Below are 14,777 nucleotides of genomic sequence, written 5' to 3' on the forward strand. Positions count from 1 at the left end.
CTTGCTGTATACTTCATGTTGAACGGCTTGCGCAAGGAGGGGGCTGCCGCTTAATCAGCTTGAGCAGCGTGATCATCGGGCTCGCCTGTCGCATCTGCTGCTTTTGCCGCGCCCGGGGACAGCCCCTCGCCTTCCTCAGCTTCCGTGCCTTCCGCGCCTTCCTTCCGCTTGCTTCGCGGCTTTATTGCAGGAACCGGCTTCGTGCTTTGCTTGGCCAGCTCGGTCTGGAAATAGTCTCTCAGCTCCGCCGCCTTGCGGGGATCGTCGAGCTTCACCTTGTCCTTCAGCACATGCTCGACGAACGCTTCCCAGGTCGCTTCGAGCTTCTGGGCGCGCAGCAGCCGAATGGCGTTCTTCACAAGCCGGCGCTCCTTGGCGTTCGTGAATTGATCCTTGTAATGCGTCACGTAGCTGAAGTCGAGCGAGGCGTATACGCTCCGGAAGATGTCGGCGGTCATACGGGCATCGTCCAGCGCGCGGTGCGCGGAGCCCTCCGAGGATAAGCCAAGCTCCGTCAAAGCGGCCTCCACGCTGACGTCATTGCTTAGTCCGCGAACACGCAGGAAGCCCTTCAGCAGATCGAAGCAAGGAATGGCGAGCCAATACGCGTCGTCGAGCTTGTGCATGCGCGTATCCAATACGATCCGCTTCAGATCCTCGCCGCCCCAGGTGATGAGCATCGGCTGCTGGCTTCTTCCGAGCCAGGCGAGAAATTCACGAATGACCTTCGGGAAGCTGGCGGCGGAGTCGATGGATGCCTGCGGAATGCCTGTTTTTTTCTGAATAAAAGAGTTCAGCTTGGCGAAGTAGACCGGCTTAATAAAGTCGGTAAACTCGTCAATCACATTTAAGTTCGCGTCCAGACGCACCGCGCCGATCTCGATGACCTCCATCGGCAGCTCGCTGGCGAATTTCCGGCCGTTGAATTCAATATCTAATACAATGTAGTCCAAGTGGATAACCTCCGATTTTAAGCTCGCACCCTTTATTTTACCACATTAGAATGAATAAGCTATCCAAGCAGTCGGATTCCTTCGGCTAAGTCGTAGGCCGAGCGGTTGTCAGATGGGCGGCGGGGGTTTACAATGTTCTTTTTGCAGCAGCTATTAGGGAAGGGAGCACTATCATTGAACAGTCATTCACAGTCTTCGGCATCCGTATCTCGTTCGCGAAGGTTGACTATCGCCGCTATATTAGGAGCGTTGTCGGCGATCGGGCCGCTTAGCATTGATATGTATTTGCCTGCCCTGCCAGCGCTTGGAGAAGCTTTTGGAGCACCCGATGCCGTCGCCCAGCTCAGCTTAACCGCCTGTCTGCTTGGCATAGCGATGGGCCAATTGGTTATGGGACCGATCAGCGACGTCAGAGGCAGACGGGCGCCGCTGCTGCTCGGCATCTCGCTGTATGCAATCGTATCGCTGCTATGCGCAGCGGCGCCATCTATAGAGGCGTTTATCGCGCTTCGATTTGTTCAGGGCTTTGCCGGAGCCGCCGGCATTGTGATTGCAAGGGCAAGCGTTCGGGATCTGTATGCCGGTCCGGAGCTAACCCGTTTTTTTGCGCTGCTGATGCTTATTAACGGAGCGGCTCCAATCTCGCGCCTGTGATGGGGGCGGAAATATTAGCTTTTACCTCCTGGAGGGGCGTATTCGGAGTGCTTGGCGTATCTGGGCTGCTTATGCTGGCGGCTGTCTATTACGGCTTGGAGGAGACGCTGCCCCAGCCTAAACGGTCTGCAGGCGGCTTGCGAAATACGCTGGACACCTTCAGGGAGCTGCTGGGCCATTCGGCGTTTATGGGCTATGCCTTGACGCAAGGGCTCATTATGGCGGCGATGTTCGCGTATATATCGGGCTCGTCGTTCGTCCTGCAGGAGGTCTATGGCGTGTCGCCTAGAGAGTACGCCATGGTGTTCGCGCTGAATGGTGCAGGCATTATCGTCGCAAGCCAAATGGCTGGCAGGCTCGCCGGCAGAGTGGACGCTCGGGCCATGCTTGGAGCAGGTCTCAGCATTTCGCTTGCAGGCGCGCTGCTGCTTCTCCTCACCCTTGTGGCAGGTGGAGGGCTCGCGGGTATTATTCCGGCGTTTTTCCTCGTTGTGTCCAGCGTGGGCATCATTTCGACGACAACGGCCTCGCTCGCGCTTCAGGAGCAAGGGCAGCGGGCGGGAAGCGCGTCCGCTCTGCTCGGCATGCTGTCCTTCATCTTCGGGGGAGCGGCTGCGCCTCTGGTGGGGCTCGGCGGCGAAGGATCGGCCATGCCGCTTGCCATTGTTATTCTGTTGCTTTCTGCTGGTGCGTCGTGCTGCTTTGCGGTTCTCACGAGAAGAAGAACGTGACGGTGACGGCAACCACTCCGTTTGTTAATATAGCAATAGATGAACGTAAGGGAGCGATTAGAATGGTTAACCAGAATAGCGAGTGGATTTTGCATTCCGTCATATTTACATTGAAGCATGAGAAGGGTTCCGAGCAAGAGAGGGTGTTTCTGGAAGATGGGGAGCGGATCCTGACCTCGATTCCAGTAGTCCGCAACTTCAAGGTATACCGTCAGGTCAGCGTCAAAAACGATTTTCACTTCGGTTTTGTGATGGAGTTTGAGAACCAGCAGGATTACGACGCTTATAACGATCATCCCCTGCATGAGCAGTTTGTGAACGAACGGTGGCTAAAGGAAGTCGAGAGGTTCCTCGAGATCGACTATAAGCGCTAAGATATATTGCTGGCTGCGCCAAAAAGGGCTATAATGGGCGCTAGGAATGCGAACGAATTCGCACAAAGACGCACCTAAAGTCACCAAAAGTCACCAAAAGGGAAGAGGGACGGTTGAATGAAGAAGCTTAGAGTGTTGCAGCAGTTGTCTGAGGCAGGAGTCGTTGCGGTGCTTCGCGCGGACTCTCCGGAGGAAGTGGCGGAGATGGCAAGACGCGCCATCAAAGGCGGGATCAAAGCCATTGAGATTACAATGACCGTACCGTTCGCTTTGAAAGCGATTGAAGAGCTGTCCAAGGAATATTCCTGCGACGCAGCCAAGGACGCGGACAACTACGCTATTATTGGCGTAGGCACCGTTCTGGATCCGGAGACGGCTCGCGCGGCAATTCTTGCGGGGGCGGAATATGTGGTTGCGCCGGCGCTTAATCCCGACACGATCAGACTTTGTAACCGCTATGCGGTGCCGGTTATGCCGGGCACGATGACCATTGCGGAAATTCAGAGCGCGTTGGAGCTGGGCGTGGACGTTGTGAAGCTGTTCCCAGGCAATCTGTATTCGCCTAGCGTGATTCCTTCGATTAAAGGACCACTGCCTCAGGCGAATATTATGCCGACGGGCGGCGTGTCGCTGGACAACCTGAAGGACTGGATCAAAGCTGGCGCAGTGGCTGTTGGCATCGGCTCCGACCTTACCAAGGACGCTGTGAAGACGGGAGACTTCTCCTTGATCGAGCAGAAAGCTGCAGCGTATATCGCGGCTTACCGCGAAGCCAAGGGACAATAGGATCAGCCTCGCAAGGAAAGAGGGGAGACGCCTTTAAGCGGCATACGCTTTTAGGCGTCTTTGCCGATTATGAAGGTGCAGGCTCTAAGCCCAGGGAAGTGCTGGTTGCGGCTTGCTTCTGGGCGTGATTAGCGTTATAACAGAAAAAGGGTTGTTTCTTGGTCTAATATAAGCGTAAAGGAGTCGTTACTGTAATGGATTACCGTATTGAGAAGGATACGATGGGCGAAATCAAGGTGCCGTCTGACAAGCTGTGGGGAGCACAGACGCAGCGCAGTCTGCAGAACTTCAAGATTAGCGGAGAGAGAATGCCGATCGAGGTCGTATATGCTATGGCGATTGTCAAGAAGGCTTCCGCCTTCGCCAACCGCAAGCTAGGCGTGCTGGATGAGGAGAAGGCTGCTGTTATCGGTGAAGCGGTCGACGAGATCCTTAGCGGCAAATGGGACGAAGAATTCCCGCTTGTTGTCTGGCAGACGGGCAGCGGCACGCAGACGAACATGAACGTGAACGAGGTTGTCGCGCGGCGCGCGAACCAAATTCTGGAGTCGAGAGGCAGCGCGGCGCGTATTCACCCGAACGACGATGTCAACCGTTCCCAAAGCTCGAACGACACCTTCCCTGCAGCGATGCATATCGCTGGCGTTATTGCGGTGGAGGACCGGCTGCTGCCTGCGCTTGATCTGCTGAACGGCACTCTTCGCGCCAAAGCGGAGAAGTTCGATAATCTGGTGAAGATCGGCCGCACGCATCTGCAGGACGCGACTCCTATTACATTCGGCCAAGAAATCAGCGGCTGGTATTCCATGCTTGACAATACGCGCGCAATGCTTGTTCAGAGCGTGGATACGATGCGAGAGCTGGCGCTCGGCGGCACAGCCGTCGGCACGGGATTGAACGCGCATCCCGACTATGCGGTAGCGGTAGCAGAAGAAGTGACGGCAATCACAGGCAAGACGTTTATTACAGCGCGCAACAAATTCCATTCCCTTACGAGCCATGACCAAATGGTATATACACACGGCGCGATCAAGGCGCTTGCCGCGAATCTGATGAAGATCGCCAACGACGTGAGATGGCTGGCGAGCGGTCCTCGCTGCGGCATCGGCGAAATTACGATTCCGGAGAACGAGCCGGGCAGCTCCATTATGCCAGGCAAAGTGAACCCGACACAAAGCGAAGCGATGACGATGGCGGTATGCCAGGTCATCGGCAATGACGCGGCAATCGGCATGGCCGCAAGCCAAGGCAACTTCGAGCTGAACGTGTTCAAGCCGGTTATTCTGTACAACTTCATTCAATCGGTTGCCCTGATGGCCGACTCCATGATTTCGTTTAATGATAACTGCGCGATCGGCATCGAGCCGAACGAAGACGTCATCAAACGCAATCTGGATCAGTCCCTCATGCTCGTGACGGCGCTGAATCCGCACATTGGCTACGAGAACGCAGCCGCTATCGCGAAGAACGCTCATAAGCAAGGGCTGACGCTGAAGGAATCCGCTATCGCAAGCGGCTTGCTGACATCGGAGCAGTTCGATGAGTGGGTGCGTCCGGAGAATATGATCGGCAGACGTTAATGTTGTAGATATGACCGAAGGGCTGGAGCTTCGTCTTGGACGAGGCGCCAGCCCTTGCTTGTTGTGGCCGAAGCGTGGTGCTTGGAGAGGCGGGGGTTATTTTGAGCTTAGATAGCCGTCTATTATTGCCTTGATTTGTGTAATGGTATGTTCAATCGACACATTCACAATGACATGCTCGCAAAGCTTCCGATAGGTCACTTCGTCGTTGTAGTGGCGCAGGTAGCTGTCGATGACCTCGTAGGAGGTGCCTTTGGCCTCCAGACGCTCTTGCACGGTGGCCTTGTCCACGTACAAAAAAATGCGGACGACCCTGTTGCCGTACAGCTCGCGGATAGCATCGCTGCCTTCCCGGTTCAGGATCAGATAAACATGCTGGTTCGATTGCGCGGCCATGTCCAGATAACGTCTGCCGATGCCGTAATGATAATTGTCGATTCGTACGGTCTCCGCAAAAAAGTCGCTTCTGCGCATGAGCTCGAATTGCATTTCACTGACGTAACGATAATCGCTGTCGGGATGCTCTCTGCTCCTTGGCGGACGGTCCGTGCAAGAGGGGATGTGAACAATGCCGCTGCCTTTCAGCGCACGATGAGCGGCTGTCTTGCGACCTGAACCGCTGGTGCCGGTGAATATAAAGATGTAGGGGGATGGAGGGACCATATGAACACGCTCCTTTCTCTTACTTCTTATATCGGCGGTAACGCTTTCAAATATAAGAGCAGGGAGCTGCAGCGATGCGCCAGAACCAGCAATTATGCTATGATACATATAGCCGCGCGAGCGCGGCCTATTCTGAATCATAAAGTAGGGTAGCGAATGCATCTATTATCGGTCGAACATATATCCAAGACGTATGGGGAAAAAGTGCTGTTCCGCGATGTCACGTTTGGTGTCGAGGAAGGGGACAAAATAGGCATTATCGGCGTAAACGGAACAGGCAAATCAACGTTTCTCAAAGTCATTGCCGGCGTTGAGCCTCCAGATTCCGGCACGATTGCGGTTTCGGGCAAAGCCGTTGTGCGCATGCTTACGCAGGATCCGGTATTCCAGCCTGGCGAGACGGCGCTGGAGCATGTGCTTGGCGGAGATTCGCCGCAGCTGAGAGCCGTTCAGGCTTACGCGGCTGCAATGGAGGCGATTGCTCTGAATCCGGCAAGCGAGAGGCTGCAGCAGGAGCTGGTCGCCGCCAACGCGCGTATGGACGAGCTTGGCGCGTGGCAGCTGGAGAGCGAAGCGAAGACGGCGCTCTCCAAGCTCGGCATTCAGCAGTATGATGCCTTGGTGGATACGCTGTCTGGCGGCCAGCGCAAGCGCGTTGCGATGGCGGCGGCCCTGCTGCTGCCCAGCGATGTGCTTATTCTGGATGAGCCCACTAACCATATTGACAATGATTCTGTCGCGTGGCTGGAGGGAATGCTGCAGAAGCGGCGGGGCGCCCTTCTGATGATTACCCATGATCGGTATTTCCTGGACCGGGTGAGCAACCGCGTCATTGAGCTGGATCGGGGGGAGGCTTATTTCTATCAAGCCAACTACAGCCGATTCCTGGAGCTGAAGCTGGAGCGGGAGGAGCGAGAAGCCGCTTCCGAAGCCAAGCGTCAAAACCTGCTGCGCAACGAGCTGGCATGGATACGCCGCGGCGCGAAGGCGCGAACAACCAAGCAGAAAGCGCGTATTGACCGCTTCGAGGAGCTGAAAGCGTCGGCACCCAAGGCAGCGGACGGTAAGCTTGATGTGTCCGTCGCTTCGACACGGCTCGGCAAGAAGATTCTGGAGGCGGAGAGCGTCACGAAGAGCTATGGCGATCGAACGCTGATTCGTGATTTCAGCTACATCGCCGTTCCTGAGGATCGAGTAGGCATCGTTGGACGCAACGGCAGCGGCAAGTCGACGCTGCTGAAGCTGCTCGCGGGCAGGCTTGCGCCGGATTCCGGCCTGGTGGAGCTAGGGCCAACGGTGAAGCTGGGCTGGTTCTCGCAGGAGCGGGAAGAGATGGATGACTCATTAAGGGTCATCGAATATATACGCGAAGCGGCGGAGCAAGTGAAAACGGCGGACGGCACAACGATTTCGGCAGGGCAGATGCTGGAGCGTTTCCTGTTCTCGCCGACGATGCAGTGGACTCTGATCTCCAAGCTGTCGGGCGGGGAGAAGCGCAGGCTTCAGCTGCTCCGTGTCCTTATGGACGCTCCAAACGTGCTGTTCCTGGATGAGCCGACCAATGATCTCGACATCGCGACGTTAACGGTGCTGGAGGACTATTTGGACGATTTCCCTGGCGTTGTGTTTGTCGTCTCCCATGATCGGTATTTCCTGGACCGCACCGTGGACAAAATTGTGGCTTTCGACGGGGACGGCGGGATATCGCTGCATACAGGCAACTACTCGGAATATGCGGAGCGTCAGCCAGTACTGGCGGCTTCGGCAAAGACGTCGACGACTGTGAAGGCGGCGGAGCAGCCCTCTCTTGATGAGAAGCAGCCGGCCAAGGAGCGGTCGCTGAAGATGTCCTACAAGGATCAAAAGGATTTCGAGCAGATCGACGACTGGATTGCGGACGCGGAGGCTGGACTGACGCGTATCGCGGAAGAGATGGAAGTGGCAAGCAACGATTCCGTCAAGCTGCAGGAGCTCGCTGCGCGCCAGCAGGAGCTGGAAGTCAAGCTGGAGTCGCTGATGGACCGGTGGACCGAGCTGAATGAGCTGGCGGAGAAAATAGCGGCCCAGAAGAAATAGGGGCGGGGCAAATAGACGTGCCAGAAACGTCTAAACGTGCCGGAGCGGTGGTTTTGAAGCAAATAGAAGTGCCAGAAACGTCTAAACGTGCTGGGACGGGTGTTTTGGAGCAAATAGACGTGCTAGAAACGTCTAAACGTGCTGGAGCGGTGGTTTTGGAGCAAATAGACGTGCCAGAAACGTCTAAACGTGCTGGAGCGGTGGTTTTGGAGCAAATAGACGTGCGAGAAACGTCTAAACGTGCTGGAGCGGGTATTTGGTACCAAATAGACTGACGAGATGAAGGGCGGAATAATGGATGGCTAGTCAACCAAGCATTCAAAATATATATTGTATCGGAAGGAATTACCGGCTGCATGCGCTTGAGCTGGGTAATGAGGTGCCGGAATCGCCGATGGTGTTCACGAAGCCGACCCACGCGGTGACCCCAATGAACGGAGGGACAATTGCCATTCCCGGCGATGCTGGCGAGGTGCACTTTGAGCTGGAGATTGTGCTTCGTGTGGGAGACGGCTACAAGGTGGGTATGCCTGTGGACGCGATATTCGACGCCATGACGCTGGGGCTTGATCTGACGCTGCGGGATGTGCAGTCGAAGCTGAAGGCGAAGGGCCATCCTTGGCTTGCGGCCAAAGGCTTCAAGCATTCGGCGCCAATCGGCGAATGGATTCCATTTGTAGGCGAGGAAGCGCTGGCAGCAGGCGAGTTCAAGCTTCTGCGGAGCGGCGAAGTGGCTCAGATTGGTTATCCAAAGGACATGCTGTTCGGGGTGACGGAGCTTGTCCAACACATTGAGGCCAGCTATGGTCTCGGTCCGGGCGACCTCATCTTCACGGGAACGCCAGCCGGCGTAGCCGCGCTGCGCGATGGCGACGTACTGGAGTCGTTCTGGGGCAGCCAGAGACTGGGGCATTGTACCATTTCGATGAAATAGGGCATCCATTCAAATAGAAGAAGACCGCCATAGCTGCGGTCTGCTTCTCATTTTAACAGACAAGTCGTCACGTTAGCCTATCTATATGGAACATGCAGAACGGTAACGGACATATGGTCTCATTAGGGTCTCATTAATGAACCACTGCAGTCCGCTTACTTGCCGTTGAACGCGCTAAGCATCCATACATGCTTCTCCAGCGAAGTGTGAATAGCAAGCAGCATGTCTGCAGTCGTCTCATCGCCTGCTTCCTCCGCCGCTTCCATGCCTTCCTTCAGCTCATCGATGACTGTGGAGAAGTCCTTGATCAGCTGGTCCACCATTTGCTCGGCGGATTCCTTGCCGCTTGCTTCCTTGATGGTGGATTCCTCCAAATATTCGCTCATCGTAGCGATAGGCTTGCCTTTGACAGCAAGGAGACGCTCTGCGATCTCGTCGACATGAAGCGCGGCCTCCTCATAGAACTCCTGGAACTTGGCGTGCAGCGTGAAGAACTGGGAGCCCTTCACATACCAGTGGTAATTATGAAGCTTAATATAGAGAACGCTCCAGTTCGCAATTTGGCGGTTCAGGTGATCTTGAACGGTCATTTTTTTGGTCATTTGTTTGGTAGCCATATTCAATCTTCCTTTCGTTTATGGGGATTTATTTGATTTCTACTTACACGTGAAGCTGAGCTTTGAAACAGCAGTATGTCCATGTATTTAGATCAATTCCTTGTTTATAATTATTACAAAGTAATATCGGATTGTCAAGTCTCTACACCAACCTGGACGACGCCAAGCGTACCATTGAAGCTTCTTACGGACATAAAAAACCTTTAGCCCATTCCAATCAGTCGCCCGAAATGATAACGGACATTTTTGAACGTTAAAACGACACTTGAGAGATAGTTGGTGCTTTTACGACGGCTAAGCGTTTAATGTGACCGTTCCATGCTGGAAAGCACAAAATTGGAGCTCTAAGTGCGTTTTATGTCCGTTACGTTTTGCACATCTCAACCAGAAACTCGCTTCACCCCGAAATTTTATAAACTCTGAAAAAAACCGCACAAGGTCAATTTGACCTCTGAGCGGCTTTTTCATTCATGCTCAAATATGGATACAGCAATGAAGCTAAGAGACTTTGGAGGCTGCTTCCGCTTCCGCAATCATAAAGACGGCAAGGACGAACATGGCGTGCGACCATGTGAGCGGCACAACCCATGCGGTTTCGCCTGTCGTCTTGTCAATCTGCTCCGGCAGCAAGCCGGATTCTGTCCGATGACGAACTGCCCAATCCAGCAGCTCGCGTGCAGCGGCAGCGTCTCCGGTCGCCACACGGTAATGAGCCAGCCAAAGCGTAGTCAGAATCCAAGGGTTGCCGCCGATATAGTGGTCGTCCTCGTAGCGCTTAATGCCGCCTACGCCAGGCACCGTAAGCGAGACCTCAACCGCTTCAGCGGTCCGTTTCATCCGTTCATGCTCGGGCGCGACGGCGCCGAATGGGACGGCGATGCCCAGCAAGCTGATGTCGATAATAGGGTCGTGGCGAAGCACATGCTTGACATAACCTTTGTCCAGCTGCTGGATCCATCCCTCGGCGCCAGACGCGACAGCTCTCTCGTAATGCTCCGCGCCAACCTTCAGATTCACGCCTCTGTAGAAGCTTCCGCGATCCTCGTTCCAGCAATCCGACATAATTGAGGCTGCAATTCTCGCAGCCGCTTCACGCCAGCTTGAGGCTAGAGAGCGTTCCTCCATCAGCTCAGCGAAGCTGGCGGCGGCGGTTAAGCCGCCATATACCGCCGCAGAGGAATAAGTATGGGATGCTTCGCGCTCCTCCCATAAATCGATGCTTGGCTTCGGCAAGCCCGAGGACTCGTCGATAAAGCTTAGCAGAAAGGAGGCTCCGCGGCTTACCGCAGGCCATACTTGTCGGGCGAAATCCATGTCGCTTCTCTCCATGTAATGCTGCCACATGCCCCATATAATGGAGGAGCCTTCATCAATTTGCAAGCCCCACGAGGGAGCAAGTCCGCCGTCATGGTAATGACGCTGCTGCCAGGAGCCATCAGGCGATTGGGCCGTCAGCGTCCAAGCGTAGAAGCGGTCAGACAGCTCGGACAGCCCCGCCTTGTCCAGCGCAGTTGTAATGAAAGCCGCGTCCCTTCCCCAGCAGTAGGAGTAACCGCCGCAGCGGGAGAACGTCTCGTCGAATTCCGGCGCGGCGATAATGCTGCCCGTTTTCTCGTCGGACATCAGCTTGAACATAAGAATGGATCGCTCATACAGCGCCTTGATCTCTTCGCCCTCAAGCGGGCATGGTACCGCTGCGGCTACATAATCGGCCCAATAACGATGGGTAAACGCAGCATGCTCGTCACTGGACGCGCTTCGGGCATTCGCAAGCTCCTCCAACGCCTGCGCTTCATCGTGTCCAGCCGCGATATAGACGGGGATGGTCACGCTGGCTCCTGGAGACAGGTCATGAATAGCCCACGACAACGCGCCGTCAGGGCGCATGTCAATAGGGTTGCCATTCAGCATGCCGCCATGCTGTGCTTGCTCCCAGGGCAGTCCAGCCTGGAACTTTGCGCACACGTTTGCGCTTCCGACCGCAAAAAAATAACCGTTGCGGAAATGAATCAAGGCATCCGCATCCGAATGGAACATGGTTGTATTATATAAGCTGTTCTCGGCAATCTGGAAGGAGGAGTGGAGCAGAAAGCTGAAGCTCAGCGGCTGGCTGGAAGTATTCGTGAATGTATAAGCGCGGACGAGCAGGTTACTTCCCGGCACCGCGAAGTGCAAGCTGTCGACGGCTGCGCCTTGTTCCGCCGAGCGGGCGGTAACGCGATAGGCGTTGCTGCGTTCCACATAAGCGGCATGATGCTCCCAGCCATCCTCTTGGCTGTCGAACCAGGTGAGGCTGCCGTCCGCCCACTGCAGGGCAGTACGCATGGTGTCGACATGCTGAGGCATATCAATGTTGGGCCACCACAGACGATACAGTCTGCCTGTGCGGCCCATGGATGCTAGAAGGGCAGAGTTGCCGATAATGGCGTCTACCAGATAAGGCTTGTTGCTATTCATAGGTTCAGCTCCTTTTGGTCATGGCTTGAATCGAGGATTCTCGAACAATTAGCCGGTGGGGGATAATCATGCGCGATTGATAAATTTCTTCTTCGTTAATGTGTCTAATTAACATTTGGGAAGCGGTATAGCCCAGCTGATAGGTACCGATATCGACGGAGCTGATGGGAGGCGTCGCAAGCTCTGACAGGGCGATGTTGTTAAAGCTCACCAGGCTGATGTCATTGGGCACGGAATAGCCCAGCTCGTTCAAGCCGCGCAATACGCCGAAGCCGACGACATCGTCAATGACAACAAGACCGCTCGGACGCTCCGGCAGACCCATCATAAACGACATGGCGCGGTAGCCGGATTGCTGCAGAAACTCGCCCTCGACGATCCACTCGGCCCGAATGGGCAGACCCGCGGTTTTCATCGCTCGCCGATAGCCTTCCATTCGATCATGGGAGACGGTCAAGTCTGGCGGACCGCTGACGAAGCCGATCCGTTCATGTCCCTGAATAATCAGATGCTGTGTCGCATCGAACGCGGCTTGCTCGTTATTGTTGTCAACCGACAATATGTTGGTATGATCGTCCGATCTGCCGATTAGCACGGTCGGGAAGCTGTGCTGGCTGAGCAATTCAATTAACGGGTCGTTCTTCCTGGCGGACAGCAGAATAACGCCGTCTACACGTCTGCCGAGCACAAGCCGGGAGATCGTCTCGCTTTCGTCCTGCGGCGAGGTTGCAGCGGCAAGCAGCATGTCATAGCCCGCCCGAGTCGATTGCGTCAGTATGCCTCGCAGCAGCTCGCCGAAGAAGAAATCCTGAAACAGCTCTTCGGCTGGACGCGGCAGCATAATAGCCAGCGTCTTCGTCGTTTTGGAGACGAGGCTTTTGGCCATGATGTTGGGGTGGTAGCCCATCTCTTCCATTATTTTTTTGACCTTCTGAGTCGTAGCTTTGCTTATTCTCGGGTGATTGGATACGACCCTGGACACCGTGGAAGGCGAGACTCCCGCGGCTTTCGCTATATCTTTAATTGTAACCATGGCTTGCGTCCCCCAATGTGCAACGTAATGAGGCTGGCATATCATACAAGTTCAAAATGCTGTAAGGAATATTATGTCCATCCTAATGCAACAGTTGCCCACATGTAAATATAAATGTTCGAAGCACAAATAACAATTGCCGAAATACTGAGCCAATGAGAGAAAACTGAAGAAATAAAGAGACAGGAATCGGTTGTTGGGCAAAATTGAACTGTGCAAACGTTTTAACAAACGGATGGTCATGATGTATATTAGATTTACGAATAGAACGCTTTCAACGGTGGTTTAATCCTTTTGAAATGACGATGTCGATCCAGTTACCTGTCGATAGTCGTTTTTTTTGAGAAAAAGGTACAAACGTTTGCGCAATGCGGCGTATGCCGCTGCTCCACGATGGACTGCCTTAAGCCATCTTGCAGCAGCTGGCACACCTGCATAAAGCTCGCTTATTTAAAGCATTTTATGAAGAAGCGCGTTTGTTGCCATTTGATCGGAAGCGGGCGTCATTCGGACATGAACATCTACAGCTTAGGAAGGGGTACATCAGACATGAAGAAATGGCTTGTTATGACGATGATCGCAGCTATGTTCGTCGTTGCCGCTTGCGGCGCAAACAATAACGGAGGCAACACAGGCACTAACGCCAATACTGGCGCTACAGAGGCTCCGTCCAACAATGCGGGCACAGCGGGTGATGGAGAAGAGATTACGCCTGAAGAAGGCGCGACGCTTCTCGTATGGGAATCCAAGGAAGAGCGTCCCTTTATTGAGGCGATCGGCAAAGAGTTTACTGAAAAATACGGCATCGAAATCAAATTCGAGGAGCTTGGCGCTGCAGATCAAGTGAACAAGCTGATCTCGGACGGCCCTGCCGGCCTTGGCGCTGACGTTGTTGTCTTCCCGCATGACAATCTAGGCAAAGCGGTTTCCGCTGGTCTTGTGCTGCCGAACGACTTCTACGAGGAGCAGTCCAGAAGCGAAAACTCTGAGGTTGCGGTTAATGCAGTAACTTACGACAACATGCTGTACGGTTACCCTCGCTCGGTGGAGACGTACGCGTTGTTTTACAATAAAGCCTTGATTCCTAACGCGCCTCAAACGTTCGACGAGATTGTGGAATTCGCCAAAACGTTCAATGACCCCGCAGCTAACAAATATGCGCTGATGTGGGAAGTGGGCAACTTCTATTTCAACTATCCGTTTATCTCCACAGGCGGTTATGTATATGGCGACAATGGCCAGAACAAGGATGATATCGGCCTGAATACGGAAGGCGCTGTAGCGGGTGTCGAATATTACGGCTCCTTGAAGGACAGCATTCTGCCAATGAACTCCGGCGATATCACTTATGACATTAAGAAGGGCCTGTTCACAGGCGGCACGCTTGCTATGGATATTAACGGACCTTGGACAATCGCCGACTACAAAGCGGCAGGCATTGACTTCGGCGTCGCTCCGCTGCCAAGCATCAACGGTCAGCCGGCATCCTCCTTCTCGGGCGTCAAAGCGTTCTATGTGAACAGCTTCTCGAAATATCCCAATGCGGCTCGTTTGTTCGCGCGTTATGCGTCGACGAAGGAAGCTCAGCTCAAGGACTTCGAAATGACAGGCGCGATTCCTGCCAACAAGGAAGCGACTGCGGATCAAGCCGTGCAAGAGAACGAGATCGTTAAAGGGTTTGTTGAGCAATTCAATCAATCGACGCCAATGCCATCCATTCCGGAGATGGGCAATGTATGGAGCCCAATTGCAGCGGCATTCTCGGATGTATGGAACTCCGGGAAAAACGCGAAGGAAGCGCTCGATAACGCGGTTCAACAAATTAAGGACGCCAATAATGGCGCTGCGGCAGCTAAGTAATTCAAGCTGATGCTGCAGCAACGGAACGCACCCGCCGGTTATGCCGGCGGGTCAACCGA

Annotated in this window: 12 protein-coding genes and 1 pseudogene; 8 read left to right on the forward strand and 5 right to left on the reverse strand. The window is 54.4% G+C overall.

Going from position 1 to position 14,777, the window contains the following annotated elements; all coding sequences use genetic code 11:
* Positions 1 to 50 precede the first annotated feature (50 nt).
* On the reverse strand, positions 51 to 953 hold the full coding sequence (locus AB1S56_RS05245) for a 3'-5' exonuclease (RefSeq protein ID WP_340872162.1): 903 nt from the start codon (positions 951 to 953) through the stop codon (positions 51 to 53).
* A gap of 132 nt (positions 954 to 1,085) precedes the next feature.
* Between AB1S56_RS05245 and AB1S56_RS05250 the strand changes: the two are divergent.
* The 4 genes and pseudogenes from AB1S56_RS05250 (at position 1,086) to fumC (ending at position 5,078) form a co-directional block, all read left to right on the forward strand.
* Positions 1,086 to 2,338 (forward strand): annotated as a pseudogene (locus AB1S56_RS05250) (multidrug effflux MFS transporter).
* A 62-nt stretch (positions 2,339 to 2,400) separates the two neighbouring features.
* Positions 2,401 to 2,712: a Dabb family protein gene (locus AB1S56_RS05255; protein ID WP_340872160.1), complete on the forward strand. Its 312-nt coding sequence runs from the start codon at positions 2,401 to 2,403 to the stop codon at positions 2,710 to 2,712.
* A 117-nt stretch (positions 2,713 to 2,829) separates the two neighbouring features.
* Positions 2,830 to 3,498 (forward strand): bifunctional 2-keto-4-hydroxyglutarate aldolase/2-keto-3-deoxy-6-phosphogluconate aldolase, encoded by a 669-nt coding sequence (locus AB1S56_RS05260; RefSeq protein WP_340872159.1) that lies wholly within the window; start codon positions 2,830 to 2,832, stop codon positions 3,496 to 3,498.
* A 194-nt stretch (positions 3,499 to 3,692) separates the two neighbouring features.
* Positions 3,693 to 5,078 carry a class II fumarate hydratase gene (fumC, locus tag AB1S56_RS05265; protein ID WP_340872158.1) on the forward strand — a complete coding sequence of 462 codons (1,386 nt, stop codon included), beginning with the start codon at positions 3,693 to 3,695 and terminating at the stop codon, positions 5,076 to 5,078.
* Between the two features lie 96 nt (positions 5,079 to 5,174).
* On the opposite strand, the gene AB1S56_RS05270 is transcribed toward fumC, so the two are convergent.
* Complete coding sequence (locus tag AB1S56_RS05270; protein WP_340872156.1) at positions 5,175 to 5,741, reverse strand: guanylate kinase; 567 nt, start codon at positions 5,739 to 5,741, stop codon at positions 5,175 to 5,177.
* Positions 5,742 to 5,897: 156 nt separating this feature from the next.
* Between AB1S56_RS05270 and AB1S56_RS05275 the strand changes: the two genes are divergently transcribed.
* Genes AB1S56_RS05275 through AB1S56_RS05285 form a run of 3 tightly spaced genes read left to right on the forward strand, consistent with a single transcriptional unit; the run spans position 5,898 to position 8,751 of the window.
* Positions 5,898 to 7,817: an ABC-F family ATP-binding cassette domain-containing protein gene (locus tag AB1S56_RS05275; protein ID WP_340872155.1), complete on the forward strand. Its 1,920-nt coding sequence runs from the start codon at positions 5,898 to 5,900 to the stop codon at positions 7,815 to 7,817.
* Positions 7,818 to 7,870: 53 nt separating this feature from the next.
* The gene (locus AB1S56_RS05280) at positions 7,871 to 8,092 is read left to right on the forward strand and encodes a hypothetical protein (protein ID WP_340872154.1); all 222 of its coding nucleotides are present in this window, start codon (positions 7,871 to 7,873) and stop codon (positions 8,090 to 8,092) included.
* Positions 8,093 to 8,115: 23 nt separating this feature from the next.
* Complete coding sequence (locus AB1S56_RS05285; protein WP_340872153.1) at positions 8,116 to 8,751, forward strand: fumarylacetoacetate hydrolase family protein; 636 nt, start codon at positions 8,116 to 8,118, stop codon at positions 8,749 to 8,751.
* A 155-nt stretch (positions 8,752 to 8,906) separates the two neighbouring features.
* Here the strand turns inward: AB1S56_RS05285 and AB1S56_RS05290 are convergent, their stop codons facing one another.
* From AB1S56_RS05290 to AB1S56_RS05300, 3 genes are all read right to left on the reverse strand, one after another.
* A complete protein-coding gene (locus AB1S56_RS05290; RefSeq protein ID WP_340872175.1) occupies positions 8,907 to 9,353 on the reverse strand; it encodes a Dps family protein in 447 nt (148 codons plus the stop codon).
* A 513-nt stretch (positions 9,354 to 9,866) separates the two neighbouring features.
* A complete protein-coding gene (locus AB1S56_RS05295) occupies positions 9,867 to 11,825 on the reverse strand; it encodes a glycoside hydrolase family 15 protein (RefSeq protein WP_340872152.1) in 1,959 nt (652 codons plus the stop codon).
* 4 nt (positions 11,826 to 11,829) lie between these two features.
* Positions 11,830 to 12,858: a LacI family DNA-binding transcriptional regulator gene (locus tag AB1S56_RS05300; protein ID WP_340872151.1), complete on the reverse strand. Its 1,029-nt coding sequence runs from the start codon at positions 12,856 to 12,858 to the stop codon at positions 11,830 to 11,832.
* A 549-nt stretch (positions 12,859 to 13,407) separates the two neighbouring features.
* Between AB1S56_RS05300 and AB1S56_RS05305 the strand changes: the two genes are divergently transcribed.
* The gene (locus tag AB1S56_RS05305) at positions 13,408 to 14,718 is read left to right on the forward strand and encodes a maltose ABC transporter substrate-binding protein (RefSeq protein WP_340872150.1); all 1,311 of its coding nucleotides are present in this window, start codon (positions 13,408 to 13,410) and stop codon (positions 14,716 to 14,718) included.
* Positions 14,719 to 14,777 lie beyond the last annotated feature (59 nt).

This window comes from Paenibacillus sp. PL2-23 (assembly GCF_040834005.1).
Taxonomy (GTDB): domain Bacteria; phylum Bacillota; class Bacilli; order Paenibacillales; family Paenibacillaceae; genus Pristimantibacillus.

Bases quoted from the DNA above. Each gene is read 5' to 3' on its own strand.
- AB1S56_RS05270 (WP_340872156.1), bottom strand. From the start codon at position 5,741: ATGGTCCCTCCATCCCCCTACATCTTTATATTCACCGGCACCAGCGGT.
- AB1S56_RS05285 (WP_340872153.1), top strand. From the start codon at position 8,116: ATGGCTAGTCAACCAAGCATTCAAAATATATATTGTATCGGAAGGAAT.
- AB1S56_RS05255 (WP_340872160.1), top strand. From the start codon at position 2,401: ATGGTTAACCAGAATAGCGAGTGGATTTTGCATTCCGTCATATTTACA.
- AB1S56_RS05305 (WP_340872150.1), top strand. From the start codon at position 13,408: ATGAAGAAATGGCTTGTTATGACGATGATCGCAGCTATGTTCGTCGTT.
- AB1S56_RS05290 (WP_340872175.1), bottom strand. From the start codon at position 9,353: ATGACCAAAAAAATGACCGTTCAAGATCACCTGAACCGCCAAATTGCG.
- fumC (WP_340872158.1), top strand. From the start codon at position 3,693: ATGGATTACCGTATTGAGAAGGATACGATGGGCGAAATCAAGGTGCCG.
- AB1S56_RS05260 (WP_340872159.1), top strand. From the start codon at position 2,830: ATGAAGAAGCTTAGAGTGTTGCAGCAGTTGTCTGAGGCAGGAGTCGTT.
- AB1S56_RS05295 (WP_340872152.1), bottom strand. From the start codon at position 11,825: ATGAATAGCAACAAGCCTTATCTGGTAGACGCCATTATCGGCAACTCT.
- AB1S56_RS05275 (WP_340872155.1), top strand. From the start codon at position 5,898: ATGCATCTATTATCGGTCGAACATATATCCAAGACGTATGGGGAAAAA.
- AB1S56_RS05300 (WP_340872151.1), bottom strand. From the start codon at position 12,858: ATGGTTACAATTAAAGATATAGCGAAAGCCGCGGGAGTCTCGCCTTCC.